The following is a 25,209-nucleotide window of genomic DNA, read 5'->3' as shown; positions in this document are numbered from 1 at the left end:
ATCCATGGGCGACATGGCCCAATCTGTTCCCGACGCGCAACCCCCGGTAGATGCGGGCTGGTCGCGATAAGTATGTGAATGTCGCAGATAGGTAAATGGGTGTTCTGCGCTATACGCAGAATCGCCAACATAAGGCCGACCATCGGCGGTGGAGAACAGCATGTCCAACAGCTTCCTGAATCCGGTAACCACCCAGACCTGGGCCAACGGTCGACACATCGTCCGTTGCGTCAAAGTCATCCAGGAAACCTGGGATGTGCGCACCTTCTGCTTTATGGCTGACCAGCCGATTCTGTTCTTCTTCAAGCCGGGGCAATTCGTCACCCTGGAGCTGGAAATCGAAGGCGTGCCGATCATGCGCTCCTACACCATTTCCAGCTCGCCGTCGGTGCCGTACAGCTTTTCGGTGACGATCAAGCGCGTGCCGGGCGGCAAGGTCTCGAACTGGCTGCACGACACCTTGCACGAAGGCCAGGAGCTGGCGGTGCACGGGCCGGTCGGGCTGTTCAACGCCATGGACTTCACTGCGCCGAAGGTTTTGTACCTCAGCGGCGGCGTCGGCATCACGCCGGTCATGTCCATGGCGCGCTGGTTCTACGACACCAACGGCAACGTCGACATGGTGTTTATCCACAGCGCCCGTTCGCCCAAAGACATCATTTACCACCGCGAACTGGAACACATGGCGTCGCGGATCGATAACTTCAGCCTGCACCTGATCTGCGAGAAGCATGGTCTGGGCGAACCGTGGGCCGGTTATCGTGGTTACCTGAACCACAAGATGCTCGAACTGATGTCCCCGGACTTCATGGAGCGCGAAGTGTTCTGCTGCGGCCCGACGCCGTACATGAACGCGGTCAAGCGCATGCTCGAAGCAGTCGGCTTCGACATGTCGCGTTATCACGAGGAATCGTTCGGTGCCACGCCGCCGGAAGCCCGTGCGGATGCGGTGGAACAGGCCGAAATTGCTGCGGACGCGCCGGAAGTCGATCTGGCGGACCTGCATCAAGTCGAATTTATCTCGTCCGGCAAGAGCATTCGCGTGGCCCCGGGTGAAACCGTGCATGCGGCGGCGGCCAAGCTCGGCCTGCTGATCCCGAAGGCCTGCGGGATGGGCATCTGCGGAACGTGCAAGGTGCTGAAGCTGGGGGGCGAGGTCGAAATGGACCACAACGGCGGGATTACCGAGGAAGACGAAGCCGAGGGCTACATCCTGTCGTGCTGCAGCGTGCCGAAGGGTGATGTGCGGATCGAGTTTTGATTTGAGGCTGGAAGGTTAATTAACTTCAAGATCCACCCCCTCACCCCAGCCCTCTCCCCAGTGGGGAGAGGGGAAAGGGAGTAGATCTGCGTTGGTTTCAGAGCCTGAGTTCGACTCCGATATTTCAGGTCGATGTAGCTCCAAGAACGCCTCGGTCAGTCCCCTCGCCCCTTTGGGGAGAGGGTTAGGGTTAGGGGCGGATTTAACTGACACCCTAAATCACTCAACCAACAAACAGGTCCGGCATCAGCGGCTCGGTGGTGTCAGGCGCAAACCGATACCTTTCAAAATCCGTCACCCCGTTCTCACCCAGAATTTCCTCATCAATCAGCAACCGCCCGGTGATGCTGCGACCGCTGCTGTCCAGAATGACATGGGCTGCATCCGCCATGATCGCGGGCGTGCGCGCATGTTTGAACGACTCCCGTGAACCCAGCTGAAACTCGATCGCCGCCGTGGCGATCATGGTCTGCGGCCACAGCGAGTTGACGCTGATGCCGTAACTGGCAAATTCCTCGCTCATGCCCACCGTCAGCATGCTCATGCCGTATTTGGTCACGGTGTAGGGGCTGTACTGGGCGAACCATTTGCTCGCCAGATTCAGCGGCGGCGACAGGTTGAGGATGTGGCCGCTGGATTTTTTCAGATAGGGCAAAGCAGCCTGGCTGCACAGGAGAACGGCGCGGGTGTTGATCTGGTGCATCAGGTCGAAGCGTTTGAGCTCGATGTGTTGGACGCCAGTCAACTTGATCGCGCCGGCGTTGTTGATCAGTGCATCGATAGCGCCGAAATGCTCGTTGGCCTGGGCCAGTGCGTCACGCACCGCGACCTCATCGCGCACGTCCACCTGCAAAGCCAACGCCTTGCCGCCCGCCGCTTCAACTTCCTGCGCCACGCTGAAAATCGTCCCCGGCAATTTGGGGTGAGGCGCGGCACTTTTCGCGGCAATCACAATATTGGCCCCGTCCCGCGCGGCCCGCAGCGCGATCTCACGACCAATCCCGCGACTGGCGCCGGTGATGAACAGGGTTTTGCCTTGTAAGGACATGCGTACGCTCCTGGTTATTGTTGTCTGAGCGGAGGGCTCGACAAACAATGTAGACGATGGAGCTGCGCGGGCGGGGGGAGCGGAGGAGCGCCCTTGTGGCGAGGGGATTTATCCCCGTTGGGCTGCGAAGCGGCCCCAAATACTGAGAACGCGGTCTGTCTGGCAGACCGCATTGGCTGGTTTTACGACGGCTGCGCCGCCGAACGGGGATAAATCCCCTCACCACAGGGGATCGGGTTATCAGGCCGACATGACTTCGCGGATATCCGCTGCCAATTCCCGGACGCGTTCTTCTTCGGTGTCCCACGAGCACATGAAGCGTGCGCCGCCGTTGCCGATGAAGGTGTAGAAGCGCCAGCCCTTGGCCGTCAGCGCGGCGATGGCCGGTTCCGAGAGTTGCAGGAACACGCCGTTGGCCTGCACCGGGAACATCAGTTCCACGCCGGGGATGTCGCTGACCAGTTCCGCCAGCAGTTGCGCGCAATGGTTGGCGTGTTTGGCGTATTTGAGCCAGGCGTCGTTTTCCAGGATCCCGACCCACGGTGCCGACAGGAAACGCATCTTCGAGGCCAGTTGCCCGGCCTGTTTGCAGCGGTAGTCGAAGTCTTCGGCCAGTTTGTGGTTGAAGAACAGGATCGCCTCGCCCACCGCCATGCCGTTTTTCGTGCCGCCGAAGCACAGTACGTCGACGCCGGCTTTCCAGGTCAGGTCCGCTGGCGAGCAACCGAGGAATGCGCAGGCGTTGGAGAAGCGCGCGCCGTCCATGTGCAGGTTCAGGCCCAGCTCTTTGCAGGTGGCGCTGATGGCGCGGATTTCTTCAGGGGTGTAGACGCTGCCAACTTCGGTGGCCTGGGTCAGGGTCACGACGCGGGGTTTCGGGTAGTGGATGTCCTGGCGCTTGAGGGCGACTTCGCGGATCGATTCCGGGGTCAGCTTGCCGTTTTCTGTGCGGGCAATCAGCAGCTTGGAACCGTTGGAGAAAAATTCCGGCGCGCCGCACTCGTCGGTTTCGACGTGGGCGGTTTCCGAGCAGATCACGCTGTGGTAACTCTGGCACAGCGACGACAGGGCCAGCGAGTTGGCCGCGGTGCCGTTGAAGGCGAAGAACACTTCGCAGTCGGTTTCGAACAGTTTGCGGAAATCATCGGACGCGCGAGCGGTCCATTCATCGTCGCCGTAAGCGCGTTGGTGGCCGTGGTTGGCCTGTTCCATGGCAGCCCAGGCTTCAGGGCAGATACCGGAATAGTTGTCGCTGGCGAATTGTTGGCTCTTATCGGTCATGGCCCTGCTTTCCGTGGTCGAGACGCTTATGGTGAAGCGTCTCGTGGTCAATGATGGTGCGCACTTTACCGAAGATCATCCGGGGAGCACACGGGATGCGTCTGACAGAACAATACAAAGACGACGGGCAATTATGCACATGACGCAAAGGGATGGGGCACTGGATCTGCTCAAGTGGCTGGCGCTATTGAGCATGGTGCTCGATCACCTGCGATATATCGGTTATTCCGTCGATCTGCTGTATGTGCCGGGACGGATGGCGTTTCCGTGGTTTTGTCTGGCGATGGCGGCCAACCTGACGCGGAGCCGCACAGTGACAACCGGCGGCCAGTGGCGATATCTGGGTTGGTTGCTGCTGCTCAGCGCCATCAGTGAAATTCCGTATCGGCTGTTCATACCTGATCCCGACACGTTGAACGTGATGCCTACGTTGGCGCTGGGGTTGTTGGTGGCGCGTGGCTGGCAGGGCAGGACGCTGCAATCGCGATTGCTCGCGGTTGGCGCCCTGGTGCTGGCGGCGCTTTTTCCGCAGTGGCTGATGTTCGGTTTTTTCGGCGTGCTGCTGCCGCTGGCGATGCTGCTGGTGATCAGGCGGCCCTGGTATTTCAGCCTGTTGCCGGGGCTGGTGTGCCTGGCGGCCAATCAATGGGAGGTGCTGTTTTACTCCGCGCGTTTCGGTAATGGTGCCGCGATCCTTGGCATCGCTGCTTGTCTGATTGCGCCATTGCTGGGGCTGGTCTTGTTGCGACATGCCAAACATCTCAAGCCGCCGCCAATGCGACGTTGGGCGTATGCCTTATATCCGCTGCATTTTTTGCTTCTGTTACTCGTCCGCAATATCGCCGCATAACCCTGTGGGAGCGGGCTTGCCCGCGATGACGGCGTCACATCCAGCATTGATGTCGGCTGACCCACCGCCATCGCGGGCAAGCCCGCTCCCACAAGGATCTATGTTGATCTTGCGATCGAGTCAGATGCGTCCATTTCAGCCCATGTCGTAAACGCACCTTTGCGTGGCGTCCGTAGGCATTTGGCCTGTCTGCGCCGGTCATACCATCGCATCAAAGGGCACTGTCGAAACACCGGTGCCTTACCGAGACGAATGGCGCATAGATGCCGCTGGGAGAGACGCGATGTTCAGCAAGCAAGACCAGATCCAGGGTTACGACGATGCACTGCTGGCGGCGATGAATGCCGAGGAGCAACGCCAGGAAGATCACATCGAGCTGATCGCGTCAGAGAACTACACCAGCAAACGCGTCATGGAAGCGCAAGGCAGTGGCCTGACCAACAAATACGCCGAAGGTTATCCGGGCAAGCGCTACTACGGTGGCTGCGAGCACGTCGACAAGGTTGAAGCCCTGGCCATCGAACGCGCCAAGCAACTGTTCGGCGCCGATTACGCCAACGTCCAGCCGCACTCCGGTTCCTCGGCCAACAGCGCCGTTTATCTGGCACTAATCCAGGCGGGCGACACCATCCTGGGCATGAGCCTGGCCCACGGTGGTCACCTGACCCACGGCGCCAAAGTGTCGTCCTCAGGCAAGCTGTACAACGCCGTGCAGTACGGCATCGACACCAAGACCGGGCTGATCGACTACGACGAAGTCGAGCGCCTGGCCGTCGAATGCAAGCCGAAGATGATCGTTGCCGGCTTCTCGGCTTACTCCAAGACCCTCGACTTCCCGCGTTTCCGTCAGATCGCCGACAAGGTCGGTGCGCTGCTGTTCGTCGACATGGCCCACGTCGCCGGTCTGGTCGCTGCCGGCCTGTACCCGAACCCGCTGCCGTACGCCGATGTGGTCACCACCACTACCCACAAGACCCTGCGCGGTCCACGTGGCGGCCTGATCCTGTGCAAGGCCAACGAAGAAATCGAGAAGAAGCTCAACGCGGCTGTGTTCCCGGGTGCCCAGGGCGGCCCGCTGATGCACGTGATCGCGGGTAAAGCGGTGTGCTTCAAGGAAGCGTTGGAACCTGGTTTCAAGGCCTATCAGCAACAAGTGATCGACAACGCCCAGGCCATGGCCGGCGTGTTTATCAAACGCGGCTACGATGTAGTGTCCGGCGGCACCGATAACCACCTGTTCCTGGTCAGCCTGATCCGTCAGGGCCTCACCGGCAAAGAGGCGGACGCAGCACTCGGTCGCGCCCACATCACTGTGAACAAGAACGCTGTCCCGAACGATCCACAGTCGCCGTTCGTCACCTCCGGCCTGCGCATCGGCACCCCGGCGGTGACCACGCGCGGCTTCAAGGTGACCCAGTGCGTCACGCTGGCCGGCTGGATCTGCGACATCCTCGACAACCTCGGCGACGCCGATGTGGAAGCGAATGTTGCCCAGCAAGTGTCGGCCCTGTGCGCGGACTTCCCGGTTTATCGCTGAGCGCGGTTTTGGAGTAAATGACTATGCAACGCTACTCAGGCTTCGGCCTCTTCAAACACTCCCTCAGCCATCACGAAAACTGGCAGAAGATGTGGCGCACGCCGACCCCTAAAAAGGTCTATGACGTGGTCATCGTCGGCGGTGGCGGGCATGGTCTGGCGACCGCTTACTACCTGGCCAAGGAACACGGCATCACCAACGTGGCCGTGGTCGAAAAAGGCTGGCTGGGCGGCGGTAACACCGCGCGCAACACCACCATCGTTCGCTCCAACTACCTGTGGGACGAGTCGGCGCACCTGTACGAACACGCGATGAAATTGTGGGAAGGCCTGTCCCAGGACCTGAACTACAACGTGATGTTCTCCCAGCGTGGCGTTTACAACCTGTGCCACACCCTGCAAGACATTCGTGATTCCGAGCGTCGGGTCAGCGCCAACCGCCTCAACGGCGTGGACGGCGAACTGCTCGATGCCAAGCAAGTGGCCGACGAGATCCCGTACCTCGACTGCTCCAAGAACACGCGCTACCCGGTGATGGGCGCAACCGTCCAGCGTCGCGGCGGCGTGGCCCGTCACGATGCCGTGGCGTGGGGCTTTGCCCGTGCCGCTGACGCCTTGGGCGTGGACTTGATTCAACAGACCGAAGTGATCGGCTTCCGCAAGGAAAACGGTGTGTGCATCGGTGTTGAAACCAACAAGGGCTTCATCGGCGCCAAGCGCGTCGGTGTGGTGACCGCCGGTAACTCCGGGCACATGGCCAAGCTCGCCGGTTTCCGTCTGCCGATCGAATCGCACCCGCTGCAAGCGCTGGTGTCCGAGCCGATCAAGCCGATTATCGACAGCGTGATCATGTCCAACGCCGTACACGGTTACATCAGCCAGTCCGACAAGGGCGACCTGGTGATCGGCGCCGGTATCGACGGCTACAACGGCTACGGCCAGCGTGGTTCGTACCCGGTGATCGAGCACACCATCCAGGCCATCGTCGAGATGTTCCCGGTGCTGTCGCGCGTACGCATGAACCGTCAGTGGGGCGGCATCGTCGACACCACGCCGGATGCATGCCCGATCATTTCGAAAACCCCGGTCCCGAACATGTTCTTCAACTGCGGTTGGGGCACCGGCGGCTTCAAGGCAACACCTGGCTCGGGCAACGTGTTTGCCGCAAGCCTGGCCAAGGGTGAAATGCACCCATTGGCCGCACCTTTCTCCATCGACCGTTTCCACAACGGTGCGTTGATCGATGAACACGGCGCTGCTGCGGTTGCCCACTAACAGGAGAAATCCCTATGTTGCATATCTTCTGTCCTCACTGCGGCGAACTGCGCTCCGAAGAGGAATTCCACGCATCCGGCCAGGCGCACATCCCGCGCCCACTGGATCCGACCACCTGCACCGACGAGGAGTGGGGCGACTACATGTTCTTCCGCGATAACCCTCGCGGTCTGCACCACGAGCTGTGGGATCACGTCGCCGGTTGCCGTCAGTATTTCAACGCCACCCGCGACACCGTGACCTACGAGATTCTCGAGACCTACAAGATCGGCGCCAAGCCGCAGTTCACCGACAAGACCGATAGCCCGAAAGCGGCCACGACGGCTCTGGGAGAGAAGGTATGAGCCAGATCAATCGCCTGTCCAACGGTGGACGGATCGACCGCAACAAAGTGTTGAGCTTCACCTTCAACGGCCAGGTCTACAAAGGCTTTGAAGGCGATTCGCTGGCCGCTGCCCTGTTGGCCAACGGTGTCGACATCATCGGTCGCAGCTTCAAGTATTCGCGTCCGCGCGGCATCTTCGCTGCCGGCGCCGAAGAGCCCAACGCCGTGCTGCAGATCGGCGCGACCGAAGCTACGCAGATCCCGAACGTACGTGCCACGCAACAAGCGCTGTACCAAGGTCTGGTCGCCACCAGCACCAACGGCTGGCCGAGCGTGAACAACGACATGATGGGGATTCTCGGCAAGGTCGGCGGCAAGCTGATGCCGCCGGGCTTCTACTACAAAACCTTCATGTACCCGCAATCGTTCTGGATGACTTACGAGAAGTACATTCGTAAGGCCGCAGGTTTAGGCCGCTCGCCGACCGAAAACGATCCGGACACCTACGACTACATGAACCAGCACTGCGACGTGCTGATCGTCGGCGGTGGCCCTGCTGGCCTGGCCGCTGCTTTGGCGGCTGCGCGCAGCGGTGCTCGCGTAATCCTGGCCGATGAGCAGGAAGAGTTCGGCGGCAGCCTGCTCGACTCCCGCGAAAGCCTCGACGGCAAACCAGCGGCCGAGTGGGTCGCCAGCGTCATCGCCGAGCTGAAAGACACCCCGGACGTGCTGCTGTTGCCGCGCGCCACGGTCAACGGTTACCACGACCATAACTTCCTGACCATTCATGAGCGCCTGACCGATCACCTCGGCGACCGCGCCCCGATTGGCCAGGTGCGTCAGCGCATCCACCGGGTTCGCGCCAAACGTGTGGTGCTGGCGACTGGTGCTTGCGAGCGTCCATTGGTTTACGGCAACAACGACGTGCCGGGCAACATGCTCGCCGGCGCTGTGTCGACTTACGTGCGCCGTTACGGCGTGGCACCGGGCAAAAAACTGGTGCTGTCGACCAACAACGATCACGCCTACCGCGTAGCGCTGGATTGGCTCGACGCCAGCCTGCAAGTCGTGGCTATCGCCGACGCCCGCAGCAATCCGCGTGGAGCGCTGGTTGAAGAAGCACGCGCCAAAGGCATTCGCATCCTGACCGGCAGCGCCGTGATCGAGGCCCGTGGCAGCAAACACGTGACCGCCGCTCGCGTCGCCGCGATCGATGTCAAAGCACACGCCGTGACCAGTCCTGGCGAGTGGCTCGATTGCGATTTGATCGCCAGCTCCGGCGGTTACAGCCCGGTGGTTCACTTGGCTTCGCACTTGGGCGGCAAGCCGACCTGGCGTGAAGACATCCTCGGATTCGTACCGGGCGAAGCACCGCAGAAACGCGTGTGCGTCGGTGGCATCAACGGCGTCTATGGCCTCGGTGATTCGTTGGCCGATGGTTTTGAAGGCGGCGCTCGCGCAGCCAGCGAAACCGGTTTCAGCGTGGTCGAAGGCACGTTGCCGAAAGCCCTGAGCCGTCTCGAAGAGCCCACCCTGGCGCTGTTCCAAGTGCCGCATGAAAAAGGCACCGCGCGCGGGCCCAAGCAATTCGTCGACCTGCAAAACGACGTCACTTCCGCCGCCATTGAACTGGCGACCCGCGAAGGCTTCGAGTCGGTCGAGCACGTCAAACGCTACACCGCACTGGGCTTCGGTACCGACCAGGGCAAACTCGGCAACGTCAACGGCCTGGCCATCGCCGCCCGTTCGCTGAACGTGACCATCCCGCAGATGGGCACCACCATGTTCCGCCCGAACTACACGCCGGTGACCTTCGGCGCCGTGGCCGGTCGTCACTGTGGGCACATCTTCGAACCTGTGCGTCACACCGCGCTGCATCACTGGCACGTGAAGAACGGCGCCGAGTTTGAAGACGTCGGTCAGTGGAAGCGTCCTTGGTACTTCCCGAAAAACGGTGAAGACATTCACGCTGCCGTAAAACGCGAATGCAAAGCCGTGCGCGACAGCGTCGGCCTGCTGGACGCTTCGACCCTGGGCAAGATCGACATCCAGGGCCCGGACACCCGCGAGTTCCTCAACCGCATCTACACCAACGCCTGGACCAAGCTCGATGTGGGCAAGGCGCGTTACGGCCTGATGTGTAAAGAAGACGGCATGGTGTTCGACGACGGCGTGACTGCATGCCTGGCCGACAACCATTTCGTGATGACCACCACCACCGGCGGCGCTGCACGCGTGCTGCAATGGCTGGAAATCTACCATCAGACCGAATGGCCAGACCTGAAGGTGTACTTCACGTCCGTGACGGATCACTGGGCAACCATGACCCTGTCCGGGCCGAACAGCCGCAAGCTGCTCAGCGAAGTGACCGACGCCGATCTGAGCAACGAAGCCTTCCCGTTCATGACCTGGAAAGAAGCGCTGGTCGGCGGTGTGCCGGCGCGGATTTTCCGGATTTCGTTTACCGGTGAGCTGTCGTACGAAGTCAACGTGCAAGCCGACTATGCGATGGGCGTTCTCGAGAAAATCGTCGAGGCCGGCAAGCAGTACAACCTGACCCCGTATGGCACTGAAACCATGCACATTCTGCGGGCCGAGAAAGGCTTCATCATCGTCGGTCAGGACACCGACGGCTCGATGACCCCGGACGACCTGAACATGGGCTGGTGTGTCGGTCGCACCAAACCGTTTTCGTGGATCGGCCAGCGTGGCATGAACCGCGAAGACTGCGTGCGTGACCAGCGCAAACAGCTGGTGGGCCTGAAGCCGATCGATCCGACCAAATGGCTGCCGGAAGGGGCACAACTGGTGTTCAACACCAAGCAGACGATTCCGATGACGATGGTCGGTCACGTCACTTCCAGCTACCTGCACAACTCCCTGGGCTATTCGTTTGCCATGGGCGTGGTGAAGGGCGGTTTGAAGCGCATCGGTGAGCGGGTGTTCGCACCGCTGGCGGATGGCAGCGTGATCGAGGCGGAAATTGTGTCTTCGGTGTTCTTCGATCCGAAAGGCGATCGCCAGAACGTGTAACACCACAGTACCTGTGGGAGCGTGGCTTGCCCGCGATGAACGATAACGCGGTGCTTCAGGCAGAACGCGTCGCTCCCATCGCGGGCAAGCCCGCTCCCACAGGGCACACGAATTCAGGAAAGGTGCTTTATGACCGCAGCCAATGTGTACCAACAACGCCCAACCACCGGGGCCAAGGCCGAGTCGTCGCTGCATCATGCCGACCTCGCCAGCCTGGTGGGCAAGGGCCGCAAAAGCGCCGGCGTGATCGTGCGTGAGAAAAAACTCCTCGGTCACCTGACCATTCGTGGCGATGGCCATGATGCTGCCTTCGCCGCTGGCGTGCACAAGGCCCTCGGCATCGAGCTGCCAGGTGCGCTGACCGTCGTGGTCAAAGGCGAAACCAGCCTGCAATGGATGGGGCCGGATGAATGGCTGCTGATCGTGCCGACCGGTGAAGAATTCGCCGCCGAGCAAAAACTGCGTGAAGCGCTGGGCGATCTGCATATTGCGATCACCAACGTCAGCGGCGGCCAGCAGATCCTCGAACTGAGCGGCCCGAATGTGCGCCAGGTGCTGATGAAATCCACCAGCTACGACGTGCACCCCAACAGCTTCCCGGTGGGCAAGGCAGTCGGCACCGTGTTCGCCAAGTCGCAACTGGTGATCCGCCACACCGCCGAAGACACCTGGGAACTGCTGATCCGTCGCAGCTTCTCGGATTACTGGTGGTTGTGGTTGCAGGATGCTGCTGCCGAATACGGCCTTAGCGTTCAGGCGTAATGATCGTTTGTGGCTAGGGGCTTTTGTGGTGAGGGGCTTTATCCCCGTTGGGCTGCGAAGCGGCCCCAAAGTCCATCAGTTAAACCGTATCGATTGGTTTTACGACTGCTTCGCAGCCGAACGGGGATAAATCCCCTCGCCACAGGATCCTGCACAGCCTTGAAGTTGTGCAGGTATTTTCGAACAGGAGTCACCGCACTATGAGCCGCGCCCCAGACACATGGATTCTGACCGCCGACTGCCCAAGCGTTCTCGGCACCGTGGACGCGGTGACCCGCTTTCTGTTCGAGCAGGGCTGCTACGTCACCGAGCACCATTCCTTCGATGACCGGCTTTCGGGCCGTTTCTTCATTCGCGTGGAATTCCGCCAGCCTGACGGCTTCGACGAACAAGCCTTCCGCGCAGGTTTGGCGGAACGTGGTCAAGCCTTCGGCATGGTCTTCGAGCTGACCGAGCCGAACTACCGGCCAAAAGTGGTGATCATGGTTTCCAAGGCCGATCACTGCCTCAACGATTTGCTCTACCGCCAGCGCATCGGCCAGTTGTCGATGGACGTGGCCGCCGTGGTTTCCAACCACCCGGACCTCAAGCCGTTGGCCGACTGGCACCAGATTCCGTATTACCACTTCCCGCTGGACCCGAACGACAAGCCGTCGCAGGAGCGTCAGGTCTGGCAGGTGATCGAAGAGTCCGGCGCCGAACTGGTGATCCTTGCCCGTTACATGCAAGTCCTGTCGCCGGAGCTGTGCCGCAAACTCGACGGCAAGGCGATCAACATCCATCACTCCCTGCTGCCGGGTTTCAAGGGCGCCAAGCCTTATCACCAGGCCTACAACAAGGGCGTGAAACTGGTCGGCGCGACGGCGCACTACATCAACAACGACCTGGACGAAGGCCCGATCATTGCCCAGGGCGTGGAGGCCGTGGATCACAGTCATTACCCGGAAGATTTGATCGCCAAAGGGCGGGATATCGAAGGGCTGACCTTGGCCCGGGCCGTTGGTTATCACATCGAGCGAAGAGTGTTTCTCAACGCGAACAGAACCGTCGTTCTTTAGATCGCCATCGCTGGCAGGCCAGCTCCCACAGGGGATTTGTGTCTGCCCACAGATCTCGGTCACACCAAAGATCAACTGTGGGAGCTAGCCTGCTAGCGATGAGGCCATTACAAGCAACACATAAACAGCATCTGTACCCGAGCAATCAACGCGCCGCCGCTCCATGGCGACGCGACCGCTACATAAAAACAACAGCGAGGTGAAAGCATGTCTGGCAATCGTGGTGTGGTGTATCTCGGCGCTGGCAAGGTCGAAGTACAGAATATCGAATATCCGAAAATGCAGGACCCGCGTGGCAGGAAGATTAATCACGCTGTCATCCTGCGCGTAGTTTCCACCAACATCTGTGGTTCCGATCAGCACATGGTGCGCGGTCGTACCACCGCTCAAACCGGCCTGGTGCTGGGCCACGAAATCACCGGTGAAGTGATCGAGAAGGGCAGCGACGTCGAGAACCTGCAGATCGGCGACCTGGTGTCCGTACCGTTCAACGTCGCTTGCGGGCGCTGCCGTTCCTGCAAAGAGATGCACACCGGTGTCTGCCTCAGCGTTAACCCGGCGCGTCCGGGCGGCGCCTACGGTTATGTCGACATGGGCGACTGGACCGGCGGCCAGGCTGAATACGCGATGGTGCCGTACGCTGACTTCAACCTGCTGAAACTGCCTGATCGCGATCGCGCGATGGAAAAAATCCGCGACCTGACCTGCCTCTCCGACATCCTGCCCACCGGTTACCACGGAGCAGTCACTGCCGGCGTTGGCCCGGGCAGCACCGTATACATCGCCGGTGCCGGTCCTGTCGGTCTGGCCGCGGCCGCTTCCGCTCGCCTGTTGGGCGCTGCGGTAGTGATCATCGGCGACGTCAACACTGTCCGCCTGGCACACGCCAAGGCGCAGGGTTTCGAAATCGCCGACCTGTCCCTTGACACCCCGCTGCATGAACAAATCGCTGCACTGCTGGGCGAACCAGAAGTGGATTGCGCCGTCGACGCCGTAGGCTTCGAAGCGCGCGGCCACGGCCATGACGGCGTGAAACACGAGGCCCCGGCCACCGTGCTCAACTCGCTGATGGGCGTTGTGCGGGTTGCCGGCAAAATCGGTATCCCGGGCCTGTACGTGACCGAAGATCCAGGTGCAGTAGATGCCGCCGCAAAAATGGGCAGCCTGAGCATCCGCTTCGGCCTGGGCTGGGCAAAATCCCACAGCTTCCACACCGGCCAGACGCCAGTGATGAAGTACAACCGCCAGCTGATGCAGGCGATCATGTGGGACCGCATCAACATCGCCGAAGTGGTGGGCGTTCAGGTGATCAGCCTGGATCAGGCACCACAAGGCTATGGCGAGTTCGATGCGGGCGTGCCGAAGAAGTTTGTGATTGATCCGCACAAACTGTTCAGCGCGGCGTAAGCCTTCACGCAATGCAAAACGGCGACCCGAGGGTCGCCGTTTTTGTTGATGTTTTACATCAACCCTGTGGCGGGGGAGCTTGCTCCCGTTGAGCTGCGAAGCGGCTCGAAACGCTGTGATTTCTATCTGTAAGACACAACGTGTCTGACAGTTTCGCGACAGCTTAGCCGCCAAACGGGAGCAAGCTCCCTCTCCACAGGTGTGTGAACGGGGTAAAAATGCGGCAGCAAGGAACATTGCCCAGCAAACCCCTGTCAAACCGGCAGTTTTCCCGCTCACACACGGGCGGTTTTCATGGCGCAAGAGGATGTCTGGATGAAGATTTCACGCGGTTTTGCACTGGCTTCGCTGATGACCCTCGCGGCCAGTCCGGTCTTCGCCGGTTTCAGCCTGGAAGATGTGACCAAAGCGGCCGCGAGCATGCAGGGCGGTAACGCCGCCACTGCCGCCGCGCCGACGCAGGAAACCGCCGGGTTGCTGGGCGCGCTGACTTCGCAGTTGAACGTCAAACCCGAGCAAGCCGTCGGCGGCACCGCGGCGATGTTGGGGCTGGCCAAGAATCAGTTGAGCTCGACCGACTATTCGGAATTGGCGAAAAGCGTACCGGGTATCGACAAGCTGTCCGGCGGCGGTGAGCTTGGCGCCCTCGCTGGATTGCTCGGATCGTCCGGTAAATCGGCCGGTCTGGAAAACGCCTTGGGCAGCGTGAAAAACACCAATGACCTGAACAACGCTTTCAGCGCGTTGGGCATGGACAGCGGCATGATCGGTCAGTTTGCCCCGGTGCTTTTACAATTCCTGGGTCAGCAGGGCGTCGGCGGTTCGCTGCTGGAAAGCCTGGGCGGGATCTGGGGCGCCGGCACCGGTAGTTGATTCAGCGGCGTTCGGCGCGCAAGGCGTCGATGCGTTGATCCTTTTCGATCCAGAGCTGGTTGACCCAGTTCTGGATCGTTTCGCGAAACACCGGGTCGTTCTCGTAATCGCCTTGCCACAGGGCCGGGTCGAGTTCGCGGGTCTTGATGTCGATGATGACCCTCGGCACGTTGCCGCTGATCAAGTCCCAAAACCCCGGAATCTGCTGCTGCGGATACACCACCGTCACATCGAGAACGGCGTCCAGCTGTTCGCCCATCGCCGCCAATACGAACGCCACGCCGCCGGCCTTGGGCTTGAGCAGGTGGGTGAACGGTGATTGCTGCTGAGCGCTTTTCGCCGTGGTGTATCGAGTGCCTTCCAGGTAATTGACCACGGTGACCGGCTGACGCTTGTACAACTCGCACGCCGCTTTGGTGATTTCCAGATCCTTGCCGGCCAGTTCCGGGTGCTTCGCCAGGAATGCCTTGGTGTAGCGCTTCATGAACGGGTAATCCAGCGCCCACCACGCCAGGCCCAGGAACGGCACCCAGATCAGTTCTTTCTTGAGGAAGAACTTGAAGAATGGCGTGCGGCGATTCAGCGTCTGGATCAGCGCCGGGATATCGACCCAGGATTGATGGTTGCTGATCACCAGGTACGAGGTGTCGCGGCGCAGGTCATCGCCACCGCGGATGTCCCATTGGGTGGGGATGCACAGGTGGAAAATCAGCTTGTCGATTTCAGCCCAGGTCTCGGCGATCCACATGACGGCCCATGAGGCGTAGTCGCGAAACCGCCCGGGCAGGATCAGTTTGAGCAGGGCAAACACCATCAGCGGCCCGAACAGGACCAGGGTGTTGAGCAACAGCAGCAGGGTAACGAAACAGCCGGTGAGCAGGCGGCGCATAAGTAACTCTTGAAAGCCTTTGGGCGCGCCATGATAAGCAGCTTCGGGCGACAGACCAAATCGGCGGTGACGAATGTTTCACCTTTACATCGTTATGCTTGCAGCCTGATGAGATCCCTGTGGCGAGGGAGCTTGCTCCCGTTCGGCGGCGAAGCCGCCGTAAATCCATTCAACTCGGTGTTCCTGACAAGTCAATTCACATAGCTTTGGGGCCGCTTCGCAGCCCAGCGGGAGCAAGCTCCCTCGCCACAAAGGTATGTGCTCGTCCAACTATCGTTGTTGTTTGCGGTCTAGAATTCGGCCATTGCGCCCCCATTCCCAAAGGATGCCCACTACGTGAAATCCCTCCTTGCACTGCTTTCCCTCGTGGCCCTGCCGGTCCTGGCCGCTGAGCCGACGCTGTACGGGCGTTACGAATACATTGCGCTGCCGGAAATCGGCGGCGAAGTCCTTAAAGCCAAAATGGACACCGGCGCCCTGACGGCGTCGCTGTCGGCCAAGGACATCGAAACCTTCACCCGCGACGGCGACGAGTGGGTACGTTTCCGCCTCGCCACCAAAGACGCGAGCAATAAGGTCTACGAGCACAAGGTCGCGCGGATCAGCAAGATCAAGACCCGCTCCGAAGAAGACGATGATGACAAGGAAGCCATCGAGCCAACCAAGCGTCCGGTGGTCGATCTGGAGCTGTGCCTGGGCAACGTCAAGCGCACCGTCGAGGTCAACCTCACCGACCGCAGCAGCTTCAACTACCCGTTGCTGATCGGTGCCAAGGCCTTGCGTGAATTCGGCGCAGCGGTAAACCCGGCGCGACGTTTCACCGCCGACAAACCCGACTGCTGATTGACGGAATGTGAGGCTTGGGGCACCGTTCGCCCACTTAACTGCCGGGCTCGGACGCCATGCCTCATATCCTGATTGTTGAAGACGAAGCGGCGATTGCCGATACCCTGATATTCGCGTTGCAGGGCGAGGGGTTCACCACGACCTGGTTGAGCCTCGGCGTGGCGGCGCTGGAGCATCAGCGCCAGACGCCGGCCGACCTGATCATTCTCGACATTGGCCTGCCGGACATCAGCGGTTTTGAAACCTGCAAGCAACTGCGGCGTTTCAGCGAAGTGCCGGTGATCTTCCTCAGTGCCCGTGATGCGGAAATCGATCGCGTGGTGGGCCTGGAAATCGGCGCTGACGACTATGTGGTCAAGCCGTTCAGCCCCCGGGAAGTCGCCGCGCGGGTCCGGGCGATTCTCAAGCGTATGGCGCCGCGCCCGGTGGCCGAGGTTTCGTCGACGCTGTTTCGGATCGACAGCGAACGCGTGCAGATCAGCTATCGCAATCAGCCATTGATCCTCACGCGGCACGAATTCCGTCTGCTGCGATGCTTGGTGGAACAACCCGAACGGGTCTTCAGTCGCGAGCAGTTGCTCGATGCGCTGGGGGTCGCCGCCGATGCCGGTTACGAGCGCAGCATCGACAGCCACATCAAAAGCGTGCGCACCAAGTTGCGACTGGTGAAGGCTGACGCCGAACCGATCCAGACCCATCGCGGCCTCGGCTACAGCTACAGCCCGGGGCACAGCTGATGCCGTTGGGGATCCGGATCTTCCTGGTCTACGTGCTGTTTATCGGCCTGACCGGTTATTTCGTGCTCAACACGGTGATGGAAGAAATCCGCCCCGGGGTGCGTCAATCCACCGAAGAAACGTTGGTGGATACAGCAAACCTGATGGCCGAGATCCTGCGCGACGACTTCAAGGCCGGCACCCTCAATCAGAACCGCTGGCCCGAACTGCTCAAGGCCTATGGCGAACGGCAGCCTAAGGCAAGCATCTGGGGTTTGCCGAAGAACCAGGTCAACCACCGCATCTACGTCACCAACGCCAAAGGCACCGTCGTGCTGGATTCCAGCGGCGTAGCGGTGGGCCAGGATTATTCGCGCTGGAACGACGTCTACCTGACGTTGCGCGGTGAATACGGTGCGCGTTCCACTCGCAGCGATCCCAATGATGCGAACTCCTCGGTGATGCACGTCGGCGCGCCGATTCGTGACAACGGCCGGATCATCGGTGTGGTCACCGTGGCCAAGCCCAACAGCTCGTTGCAGCCTTATGTGGATCGCACCGAGCGTCGATTACTCGCCTATGGCGCCGGGTTGATCGGCTTGGGCCTGCTGTTCGGCGCGCTGTTGTCGTGGTGGTTGAGTGCGGCGTTACGGCGGATGACAGTCTATGCGCAGGCCGTCAGCGAAGGGCGGCGCGTCGAGGTGCCGCATTATCGCGGCGGTGAGCTGGAGCAACTGGCGACGGCGGTGGAACAGATGCGAACGCAGCTGGAAGGCAAAGCCTACGTCGAGCGTTATGTGCACACGTTGACCCATGAATTGAAGAGCCCGTTGGCGGCGATTCGCGGTGCTGCGGAGTTACTGCAAGGGGAAATGCCGTTGGCTCAGCAGCAGCGTTTCGTCAGCAATATCGACAGCGAAAGTGTGCGCATGCAGCAGTTGATTGAACGGTTGCTGAATCTGGCCCAGGTTGAGCAGCGCCAAGGGCTGGAAGAGCGGGTGGCGGTGCCATTGGCGGGGCTGGTGGATGAGTTGCTCAATGCACAGGCCGCGCGAATCGAAGGCAAGAAGTTGCGTGTGGAACAGCGGATTGCGCCGGACATGAAACTGCATGGTGAACCTTTTCTGTTGCGTCAGGCGTTGGGGAACCTGCTGGAGAATGCGTTGGATTTCACTCCCTCTCAAGGCGTGCTGCGGTTCAGCGCCGAGAAGGTCAGTGAGCAAATCGAGTTCAGGCTGTTCAACCAGGCTGAGGCGATTCCTGACTATGCGTTACCGCGTTTGAGTGAGCGCTTCTATTCCTTGCCGCGACCGGACAGTGGGCGCAAGAGCACCGGGTTGGGGCTTAACTTTGTGGAAGAAGTGGTCAAGTTGCATGGCGGGACATTGAGCATCGGCAATATTGACGGCGGTGTTGAAGTCAAATTGTGTATGCCTGCTTAGAATCACCCCTCACCCTAACCCTCTCCCAGGGGGCGAGGGGACTAACCGATGTGTTATGTAGAAAATTGGCGACTTGAGATATCGAGTGGGACTCATCATTTGAAAGACTTGAAGATCGGCTCCCTTTCCCCCTCTCCCCTCTGGGGAGAGGGTTGGGGTGAGGGGTGGATCTTCCGCTGAAACACTCTCCACAAAGTCTCCACATTCCCCCCACAAAACCCCCACACACCCCTCCCAGACTCTCCCCATCCAAACAGGGAGAGTCCCATGAACCGCAGCCTGACCATAAAACTCGGGGCCATTGCCCTTCTGATTCTGTTATTGCTCATTCCGTTGCTGATGATTAACGGCGTCATCCAGGATCGTCAGCAATTGCGTGATGGTGTGCTTGAAGATATCGCCCGCAGTTCCAGCTACAGCCAGCAGTTAAGCGGGCCGCTGATGGTGGTGCCGTATCGCAAAGTGGTGCGCACCTGGAAACTCAACGAGAAAACCAACCAGCGCTACCAGGAAGTGGGTGAAGAACGCGGTCGTCTGTATTTCCTCCCGGAACGTTTCGAGCTCGACGGCCAGGTGCAGACCGAATTGCGCTCCCGAGGTATTTACGAGGCGCGGTTGTTCCACGCCGACAACCGCATCAGCGGGCATTTCTCGGTCCCGGCGCAACTGGGCATCAAAGAAGACTTCGCCGATTACCAGTTCGACCAGCCGTTTCTGGCCGTCGGCATCAGCGACATTCGCGGCATCGAAAACGCCCTGAAACTCGAACTCAATGACCAGCGCCTGGACTTTGTTCCAGGCACTCAGGTGGGCTGGTTAGGCGAAGGTGTCCACGTGACGTTGCCGGCGCTGGATGCGAAGCAAGCCACGGAGTTGACCTTCGGTTTCGACCTGCGGCTGCAAGGCACCGGTCAGTTGCAGATCCTTCCAGTGGGCAAGACCAGCAAAGTGTCGCTGAGCGCCAACTGGCCGCACCCAAGCTTCATAGGCAATTACCTGCCGGCCCAGCGTGAAGTCACCGATCAAGGCTTTACCGCCAACTGGCAGACCTCGTTTTTCTCCACCAATCTGCAGGAAGCGCTAAGCAGCTGCGTGTCTGGCGGTGGTTGCGAGGCATACAACGGCCGCAGCTTCGGCGTGAGCTTCATCGATCCGGTGGACCAGTACCTGAAGAGCGATCGGGCGATCAAATATGCACTGCTGTTCATCGTGCTGACCTTCGCCGGATTCTTCCTCTTCGAAGTGCTGAAAAGCCTGGCGGTGCACCCGGTGCAATACGCATTGGTGGGCGTGGCGCTGGCGTTCTTTTACCTGTTGCTGCTGTCGCTGTCGGAGCACATCGGTTTTGCCCTGGCTTATCTGTTGTCGGCGGGTGGCTGCGTGTTGTTGATCGGCTTTTATGTCTGCCATGTGCTGCGCAGCGTGCGTCACGGCTTGAGCTTTTCGGCGGGGTTGGCGGCGCTGTATGGCTTGCTCTACGGCTTGTTGAGTGCCGAGGATTACGCGCTGTTGATGGGCTCGCTGTTGCTGTTCGGCTTGCTCGGCGTGTTCATGGTGCTGACCCGCAAGCTGGATTGGTACGGAATCGGGCCGAAGCCGGCCAAGCCGCTGGCGTTTGATATTGGAGCGGTGGAATGAGCCGGTCGCTGGGGTTGCGTGAGGATCAGCGGGAAGGGGAGGTGTTGGCGACGCTGATTGCGGTGTTGTTTCCTGTTGATCCGGTGTGGTGCATTCGCGAGCAAGCCCACTCCCACACGGGATCTTCAGTGGACACAAAATACGTATGCATCACAGATCAACATGTGGGAGCGGGCTTGCTCGCGAAGAGGTCGGTACAGCCAGCGAAGATCTAAACCCTAGGCATCGTCGCCACCATCGAAGGCCGCTGACTCACCTCGAAATACCAGGCCGCCAATTGTGGATTCGCCTCGCGCCATCCCAGATCCGGATGCCGCAAGTCGAGGTAACCCAACGCACACGCCACGCTGATCGCCGCCACATCAAAATGGCTGGTCAGCTCGGCAATCGCATCCTTCTCCAACAGCGCCAATGCGCGACGAATCTTGTCGCGCTGGCCATCGAGCCATTCGTCCCAATGCTTCTCGGGGGCTCGCAGGACCATTTCATACCGAACCATCACCGAAGCGTCCATGATCCCGTCGGCCAGGGAGGCCAGGGTCAAACGGCGCCAGCGGGCCGAGCCTTCGCGGGGGATCAGCGGATTGCCGACGTGTTGATGGTCGAGGTAATCGAGGATCACCCGGCTGTCATGGATGACGTTGCCGTCGGCCAGGCGCAGGGCCGGGATCTTGCCCAGCGGGTTGTCTTCGTTGAGCGCCTGATCCGGGCTAACCGGTGTGAGCACGCAGTCTTGCAACGCCACGCGGTCGGTCTGACCGGTTTCGTGCAACAGCACCATGACTTTGCGAACGAAGGGCGATAACGAATTGTGGAACAGGGTCATGCTGGGGGCGGACATGGCAGCGTCTCGGAGTTGGGCAGTGCTGGGCAGCATAGCGCGTTCAAGAGATTGCTCAAGATCGTGGGGGCGAGCCTGCTCGCGAAGAGGTCGTTTACATTCAGCACCCCTGTTGAATGTCAGGCCGCTATCGCGAGCAGGCTCGCTTCCACAAAGATCAGCGGCGTTGCAGCAGGCCGCGCAGGGCAAGCACAGCGGGGACGCCCAAGCCAAGCCAGCTCAAGGCATCCCAAACGCCATCGCCCAGCAGCGCGGCGAACAGCCCCGCGGCGCTGAGCAGCGCAATTACGGTGGGCGTGGCGAAGACCTTCCAGAAGTTCGACTGTCGTGGCCTCATGCTTGAGCCTCCGCCTGTTCGAGCACCGGTTTTTTCGCCGCCCTGCGCCGCACCACCCACAGATAAACCCCACTGCCCAGCACGACGATGGTCAGCACATCCAGGGTCGCCCAGAGGATTTTCATCGGCATGCCGCCGTAATCACCAAAGTGCAGCGGTTGCGACATGCCCATGGCGTCCATGTACCACGGTCGTTCGGCCACCGCCGTAACTTGCAGGGTACTGGCGTCGATCAACACCGGGGTCAGCAGGTGCGACGTCAGGTGGGTGCTGCCTTTCATGAACACAGCGTAATGGTGTTCGCTGGAAAACCGTGTGCCGGGGAAGGCGATGAAATCGGGTTGCATGCCTGGCGCGACTTCCTTGGCGATGTCGAGCAAACGAGTCGCTGGCGCCAATTGCGTCAGCGGTGGCGCATCGCGATACGGCGCGATCATCGTGCTCAAGGCGTCGTTACGCCACGCGGCGATCAGCAGGTCGGCGCAGGCACTGATCACGCCGGTGACACCGACCACCAGCGCCCAGGTCAGGGTAACCACCCCGATCAAGTTGTGCAGGTCGAGCCAGCGCAGGCGAGTGGATTTGTCCTGACGCACGGTGGCGAATTTCAAGCGGCGCATGAACGGCAGGTACAGCACTGTCCCGGAAACAATTGCCACGACAAACATCAGTCCCATGAACGCCAGCAGCAACTTGCCCGGCAGACCGGCGAACATGTCCACGTGCAGACGCAGCATCACCATCATGAAACCGCCATTGGCCGACGGCATCTCCAGCGCTTCACCGGTGCGGGCGTCGAGCATGAAGGTGTGCGACGAATTGGGTTCGGTGCCGGCGGTGGCGGCCATGATGGCGATCGCGGCGTTGGGTTCTTCCTCGTCGAAGCCGAAATACTGCATGACTTCACCGGGGCGATGTTTTTCCGCCGCCTGCACCAACTGCTGCAAATTCAGTTGCGGGGTGTCCGCCGGCATGTGCTTCAACTCGGCGGCATCGCCCAGCAGATGGTCGATCTCGTGGTGAAAGATCAACGGCAAGCCGGTCAGCGCCAGCATCAGCAGGAACACGGTGCAGATCAGGCTGGTCCAGGTGTGGACGCATGACCAGCGGCGAATCGTTTTACTTTTCATTTGTTGGCCTTCAGAAATACCAAAGCCGTCCTCGAGGGACGGCTTGGTCTTGGAGCGTTCAGCTCAGGCAATTACCACTTGTAAGTTGCACTGGCGACGACGCTGCGCTGGTCGCCGTAGTAGCAGTAGAAACTGTCACAGGTGGAGATGTAGTCCTTGTCCAGCAGGTTGGTGGCGTTCAGTGCCAGCGACGCGCCTTTCAGGCTGTTGTCCAGACGGCCGAGGTCGTAATGGACCGCCGCGTCGAACACGGTGTAGGCATCGGCCTTGCCCAGCCAGGTGTTGCCCTGATCGCCGTAGGTATTGCCGGTGTAGCGAGCGCCGGCACCAATGCCGAAGCCGTCCAGCACGCCGGCGTGCCAGGTGTAATCGGCCCACAGCGAAGCCTGTTGGTTAGGCATCAATTGCAGACGGTTGCCCTTGTTGTCGCCTTTTTGCACTTCGGACTTGGCCAGGGTGTAGGCGGCGATGATTTTCAGGTTTTCGGTGACGTCGGACACCGCTTCCAGCTCCAGGCCCTTCACTTTCACTTCGCCGGTCTGGCTGGTGATCGGTGTGGCGCCGACGGTGGTGGTAACCGAGACGTTTTTCTGGGTCAGGTCATACACCGCCGCGCTGAGCAGGGTGTTGCTGCCCGGTGGCTGGTACTTGATGCCCAGTTCCCACTGCTTGCCTTCGGTCGGCTTGAACGATTCGGTGGCCGAGGCTGATGCGCCAGTGGTCGGCTGGAAGGATTCGGCGTACGACAGGTACGGCACAAAGCCCGAGTCAAACACATAGCTGATCGCCGCGTTGCCGCTGAAGGCCTTGTCGCGCTCGGTGTTGGTGGCGTCGCCCTTGTTGAAGAACTCGGTGCTGGTGTGGACCCAATCCTCACGTCCGCCGACGGTCAGGCGCCATTGGTCGAGGGCCATTTGATCCTGCACGTACAGGCCGGTCTGGTAGGTCTTCTGGTTGTAGTCGTAGAACGCGGTGGAGCGCGGCGGACGAACGATTGGCTGGCCATAGATCGGGTTGTTGACGTTGGTGGTCAGCCCGTCGCCGAAAATCGAGGTGTAGTTGGTGTTGCTGCGCTGGTGGTCGAGACCCAGCAGCAGGGTGTGACGGACATCGCCGGTGGCGAAGTCGGCCTGGAAATTGTTGTCCACGGCGAACTGGCTGATGTCTTCATCGACGATGGTGCTGGTGCGCCCGACGTTGCCGTCGTTATCCACCTGGGTGAACGGGTAAGAGCCGACGGTGAGCCCCTGGAACGACAGATCGGATTTGGTGTAACGCAGGTTCTGATTGAACTGCCAGACATCGTTCAAGCGATGTTCGAACGCATAACCCAGCGCGTAATAGGTGCGGTCGTAGTATTCCCAGTCCGGATCGCCGAGGTTCTTGTGATGGGAAACCTTGCCGAACGGCATGTCGATCTTGGTGCCCTGCACCGGCAGGAACTGGCTGGTAATGCCGGTATCGTCGCGGGTGAATTGCGTGAGCAGGGTGAACCTGGTGTCTTCGTCGATGTTCCAGGTCAGGCTTGGCGCGATGTTGTAGCGCTTGTTGTCGACGTGGTCGATCTGCGTGCCGCTGTCGCGCACCACGCCGCTCAGGCTGTAGAGGAACTGACCTTCATCATCGATCTTGCCGGTGCTGGCGAAGTTGATCTGGCGCTGGTTGTCGCTGCCGTATTGCAGCTGGATCTCGTGGCTGTCTTCAGCGGTTGGACGGCGGCTGACCATGTCGAGCAGGCCGCCCGGCGGGGTCTGGCCGTAAACCGACGACGCCGGGCCGCGCAGCAGGGCGAGGCGATCGAGGTTCCAGGTTTCCTGTTTCGGGTTGGCGTAGACGCCTTTTGGCAGCGGCAGGCCGTCAAGGAACTGGGTCGGTTCGAAACCGCGTACCCGCAGCCAGTCGGCGCGGGTGTCGCTGCCGTAGCTGCTGGCGACGATACCGGGCATGTAGCGCACGGCGTCGTCGAGGTTCTGCACATTGCGATCTTCCATTTGCTGGCGGGTCGCGACCGAAATCGAGCGCGGCGCTTCGACCAGCGCGGTATCGGTCTTGGTGCCGGCGGCGGTGCGCGTGGCCACGTAGCCTTCGACCGGGCCCCAGGCGCTTTCAGTATTTTCGACGCCGATGACGGCGGTTTCCGGCAGGGCCAGCGTGCCCTCGGGAATGGCGACCAGGCTGTAGGTGCCGGCGCTGCTTTGTTCCAATTGCAGACCGGTGCCGCGCAGGGCTTCACGCAGGGCGGTAGCGGCGTCGAACTGGCCCTTGACCGGCGCGGAAGTCTTTCCCGCGGCCAGCGATGGATTCAACGACAGCGCGAGGCCCGCCTGGCTGGCGATCTGGTTCAGGGTGCTGGCCAGCGGCGCGGCCGGCAGGTTGTAGGCGTGAACGCTGGACGCCTGTTCGGCGGCAATCAGCTGACTGCTGGCCAGCGGGGCGCAAAGGGCAATGGCAACTGCCAGCAAGCTGGGGCGCAACAAGGTGTCTAGCGAGCGGGACATACAGCGGCTCCTGAATGGAAATATTTCTCAATTGCCTAGGTGCCGAACGAGAATCCAAAAGTGATAGGGCTGGATGAAAATAATTTCGATTCATCAATTGCGGTGAGGCTGATGACCCCATCGCGGGCAAGCCACGCTCCCACAGGTTTTGTGTCGAGCAAGA

Annotated in this window: 21 protein-coding genes; 14 read left to right on the top strand and 7 right to left on the bottom strand. The window is 60.6% G+C overall.

Features of this window, described 5'->3' with window-relative positions; translation table 11 throughout:
* Positions 1-160: 160 nt before the first annotated feature.
* Entirely contained in the window at positions 161-1,261 is a 1,101-nt protein-coding gene (gbcB, locus tag ACA053_RS26905) for a glycine betaine monooxygenase reductase subunit (protein WP_109635434.1), read from the top strand.
* Positions 1,262-1,484: 223 nt separating this feature from the next.
* Here the strand turns inward: gbcB and ACA053_RS26900 are convergent, their stop codons facing one another.
* Together ACA053_RS26900 and ACA053_RS26895 are read right to left on the bottom strand one after the other, a co-directional pair.
* Positions 1,485-2,309: an SDR family oxidoreductase gene (locus ACA053_RS26900; protein ID WP_497314162.1), complete on the bottom strand. Its 825-nt coding sequence runs from the start codon at positions 2,307-2,309 to the stop codon at positions 1,485-1,487.
* 240 nt (positions 2,310-2,549) lie between these two features.
* Positions 2,550-3,590 (bottom strand): threonine aldolase family protein, encoded by a 1,041-nt coding sequence (locus tag ACA053_RS26895; RefSeq protein WP_497394069.1) that lies wholly within the window; start codon positions 3,588-3,590, stop codon positions 2,550-2,552.
* A 133-nt stretch (positions 3,591-3,723) separates the two neighbouring features.
* On the opposite strand from ACA053_RS26895, the gene ACA053_RS26890 reads away from it, so the two are divergent.
* From ACA053_RS26890 to ACA053_RS26850, 9 genes are all read left to right on the top strand, one after another.
* Positions 3,724-4,440 carry a TraX family protein gene (locus ACA053_RS26890; RefSeq protein ID WP_497396250.1) on the top strand — a complete coding sequence of 239 codons (717 nt, stop codon included), beginning with the start codon at positions 3,724-3,726 and terminating at the stop codon, positions 4,438-4,440.
* 283 nt (positions 4,441-4,723) lie between these two features.
* Positions 4,724-5,977 carry a serine hydroxymethyltransferase gene (gene glyA / locus ACA053_RS26885; RefSeq protein ID WP_109635427.1) on the top strand — a complete coding sequence of 418 codons (1,254 nt, stop codon included), beginning with the start codon at positions 4,724-4,726 and terminating at the stop codon, positions 5,975-5,977.
* Between the two features lie 23 nt (positions 5,978-6,000).
* Positions 6,001-7,251: a sarcosine oxidase subunit beta gene (locus ACA053_RS26880; RefSeq protein WP_007947735.1), complete on the top strand. Its 1,251-nt coding sequence runs from the start codon at positions 6,001-6,003 to the stop codon at positions 7,249-7,251.
* A gap of 14 nt (positions 7,252-7,265) precedes the next feature.
* The gene (locus ACA053_RS26875; protein ID WP_131060659.1) at positions 7,266-7,595 is read left to right on the top strand and encodes a sarcosine oxidase subunit delta; all 330 of its coding nucleotides are present in this window, start codon (positions 7,266-7,268) and stop codon (positions 7,593-7,595) included.
* Entirely contained in the window at positions 7,592-10,609 is a 3,018-nt protein-coding gene (locus tag ACA053_RS26870; protein WP_497394068.1) for a sarcosine oxidase subunit alpha, read from the top strand. Before ACA053_RS26875 ends, ACA053_RS26870 begins: the two co-directional genes overlap by 4 nt.
* A gap of 129 nt (positions 10,610-10,738) precedes the next feature.
* Positions 10,739-11,371, top strand: coding sequence for a sarcosine oxidase subunit gamma (locus ACA053_RS26865; protein ID WP_497314156.1), 633 nt, complete (start codon positions 10,739-10,741; stop codon positions 11,369-11,371).
* 200 nt (positions 11,372-11,571) lie between these two features.
* On the top strand, positions 11,572-12,429 hold the full coding sequence (gene purU / locus ACA053_RS26860; protein ID WP_109635419.1) for a formyltetrahydrofolate deformylase: 858 nt from the start codon (positions 11,572-11,574) through the stop codon (positions 12,427-12,429).
* A gap of 207 nt (positions 12,430-12,636) precedes the next feature.
* Positions 12,637-13,836 (top strand): formaldehyde dehydrogenase, glutathione-independent, encoded by a 1,200-nt coding sequence (fdhA, locus tag ACA053_RS26855; protein ID WP_059407445.1) that lies wholly within the window; start codon positions 12,637-12,639, stop codon positions 13,834-13,836.
* A 315-nt stretch (positions 13,837-14,151) separates the two neighbouring features.
* The gene (locus ACA053_RS26850) at positions 14,152-14,709 is read left to right on the top strand and encodes a DUF2780 domain-containing protein (RefSeq protein ID WP_497314154.1); all 558 of its coding nucleotides are present in this window, start codon (positions 14,152-14,154) and stop codon (positions 14,707-14,709) included.
* Between the two features lies 1 nt (position 14,710).
* Here ACA053_RS26850 and yihG read toward each other — a convergent pair whose 3' ends face one another.
* Positions 14,711-15,598, bottom strand: a complete 888-nt coding sequence (yihG, locus tag ACA053_RS26845; RefSeq protein WP_497394067.1) for a 1-acylglycerol-3-phosphate O-acyltransferase, YihG family — start codon at positions 15,596-15,598, stop codon at positions 14,711-14,713.
* A 336-nt stretch (positions 15,599-15,934) separates the two neighbouring features.
* Here yihG and rloA2 point away from each other — a divergent pair, with 336 nt between their 5' ends.
* The 4 genes from rloA2 to creD all read left to right on the top strand — a co-directional run bounded on the left by rloA2 (position 15,935) and on the right by creD (position 20,240).
* The gene (rloA2, locus tag ACA053_RS26840; RefSeq protein WP_109635414.1) at positions 15,935-16,441 is read left to right on the top strand and encodes a retropepsin-like aspartic peptidase RloA2; all 507 of its coding nucleotides are present in this window, start codon (positions 15,935-15,937) and stop codon (positions 16,439-16,441) included.
* Between the two features lie 59 nt (positions 16,442-16,500).
* Entirely contained in the window at positions 16,501-17,181 is a 681-nt protein-coding gene (gene creB, locus ACA053_RS26835) for a two-component system response regulator CreB (protein WP_497394066.1), read from the top strand.
* Positions 17,181-18,602, top strand: a complete 1,422-nt coding sequence (gene creC, locus ACA053_RS26830; RefSeq protein ID WP_497394065.1) for a two-component system sensor histidine kinase CreC — start codon at positions 17,181-17,183, stop codon at positions 18,600-18,602. Before creB ends, creC begins: the two co-directional genes overlap by 1 nt.
* A 267-nt stretch (positions 18,603-18,869) precedes the next feature.
* Complete coding sequence (creD, locus tag ACA053_RS26825) at positions 18,870-20,240, top strand: cell envelope integrity protein CreD (RefSeq protein WP_497394064.1); 1,371 nt, start codon at positions 18,870-18,872, stop codon at positions 20,238-20,240.
* Between the two features lie 211 nt (positions 20,241-20,451).
* Here creD and ACA053_RS26820 read toward each other — a convergent pair whose 3' ends face one another.
* The 4 genes from ACA053_RS26820 to ACA053_RS26805 form a co-directional block, all read right to left on the bottom strand.
* On the bottom strand, positions 20,452-21,081 hold the full coding sequence (locus ACA053_RS26820) for a glutathione S-transferase (RefSeq protein WP_497394063.1): 630 nt from the start codon (positions 21,079-21,081) through the stop codon (positions 20,452-20,454).
* Between the two features lie 157 nt (positions 21,082-21,238).
* Positions 21,239-21,418, bottom strand: a complete 180-nt coding sequence (locus ACA053_RS26815; protein WP_010467072.1) for a hypothetical protein — start codon at positions 21,416-21,418, stop codon at positions 21,239-21,241.
* Entirely contained in the window at positions 21,415-22,548 is a 1,134-nt protein-coding gene (locus ACA053_RS26810; protein WP_497394062.1) for a PepSY-associated TM helix domain-containing protein, read from the bottom strand. Before ACA053_RS26810 ends, ACA053_RS26815 begins: the two co-directional genes overlap by 4 nt.
* A 71-nt stretch (positions 22,549-22,619) precedes the next feature.
* Complete coding sequence (locus ACA053_RS26805) at positions 22,620-25,046, bottom strand: TonB-dependent siderophore receptor (RefSeq protein ID WP_497394061.1); 2,427 nt, start codon at positions 25,044-25,046, stop codon at positions 22,620-22,622.
* Between the last annotated feature and the right edge of the window lie 163 nt (positions 25,047-25,209).

It is taken from the genome of Pseudomonas sp. LBUM1672 (genome assembly GCF_059695655.1).
The sequence above is the reverse complement of the archived record's forward strand: the minus strand, read 5'-3'. Positions and strand labels throughout refer to the sequence as shown.

Excerpts from the sequence above, each read along its gene's own strand:
- gbcB (WP_109635434.1), top strand. The coding sequence starts at position 161 with ATGTCCAACAGCTTCCTGAATCCGGTAACCACCCAGACCTGGGCCAAC.
- ACA053_RS26900 (WP_497314162.1), bottom strand. The coding sequence starts at position 2,309 with ATGTCCTTACAAGGCAAAACCCTGTTCATCACCGGCGCCAGTCGCGGG.
- ACA053_RS26895 (WP_497394069.1), bottom strand. The coding sequence starts at position 3,590 with ATGACCGATAAGAGCCAACAATTCGCCAGCGACAACTATTCCGGTATC.
- ACA053_RS26890 (WP_497396250.1), top strand. The coding sequence starts at position 3,724 with ATGCACATGACGCAAAGGGATGGGGCACTGGATCTGCTCAAGTGGCTG.
- glyA (WP_109635427.1), top strand. The coding sequence starts at position 4,724 with ATGTTCAGCAAGCAAGACCAGATCCAGGGTTACGACGATGCACTGCTG.
- ACA053_RS26880 (WP_007947735.1), top strand. The coding sequence starts at position 6,001 with ATGCAACGCTACTCAGGCTTCGGCCTCTTCAAACACTCCCTCAGCCAT.
- ACA053_RS26875 (WP_131060659.1), top strand. The coding sequence starts at position 7,266 with ATGTTGCATATCTTCTGTCCTCACTGCGGCGAACTGCGCTCCGAAGAG.
- ACA053_RS26870 (WP_497394068.1), top strand. The coding sequence starts at position 7,592 with ATGAGCCAGATCAATCGCCTGTCCAACGGTGGACGGATCGACCGCAAC.
- ACA053_RS26865 (WP_497314156.1), top strand. The coding sequence starts at position 10,739 with ATGACCGCAGCCAATGTGTACCAACAACGCCCAACCACCGGGGCCAAG.
- purU (WP_109635419.1), top strand. The coding sequence starts at position 11,572 with ATGAGCCGCGCCCCAGACACATGGATTCTGACCGCCGACTGCCCAAGC.
- fdhA (WP_059407445.1), top strand. The coding sequence starts at position 12,637 with ATGTCTGGCAATCGTGGTGTGGTGTATCTCGGCGCTGGCAAGGTCGAA.
- ACA053_RS26850 (WP_497314154.1), top strand. The coding sequence starts at position 14,152 with ATGAAGATTTCACGCGGTTTTGCACTGGCTTCGCTGATGACCCTCGCG.
- yihG (WP_497394067.1), bottom strand. The coding sequence starts at position 15,598 with ATGCGCCGCCTGCTCACCGGCTGTTTCGTTACCCTGCTGCTGTTGCTC.
- creB (WP_497394066.1), top strand. The coding sequence starts at position 16,501 with ATGCCTCATATCCTGATTGTTGAAGACGAAGCGGCGATTGCCGATACC.
- creC (WP_497394065.1), top strand. The coding sequence starts at position 17,181 with ATGCCGTTGGGGATCCGGATCTTCCTGGTCTACGTGCTGTTTATCGGC.
- creD (WP_497394064.1), top strand. The coding sequence starts at position 18,870 with ATGAACCGCAGCCTGACCATAAAACTCGGGGCCATTGCCCTTCTGATT.
- ACA053_RS26820 (WP_497394063.1), bottom strand. The coding sequence starts at position 21,081 with ATGTCCGCCCCCAGCATGACCCTGTTCCACAATTCGTTATCGCCCTTC.
- ACA053_RS26815 (WP_010467072.1), bottom strand. The coding sequence starts at position 21,418 with ATGAGGCCACGACAGTCGAACTTCTGGAAGGTCTTCGCCACGCCCACC.
- ACA053_RS26810 (WP_497394062.1), bottom strand. The coding sequence starts at position 22,548 with ATGAAAAGTAAAACGATTCGCCGCTGGTCATGCGTCCACACCTGGACC.
- ACA053_RS26805 (WP_497394061.1), bottom strand. The coding sequence starts at position 25,046 with ATGTCCCGCTCGCTAGACACCTTGTTGCGCCCCAGCTTGCTGGCAGTT.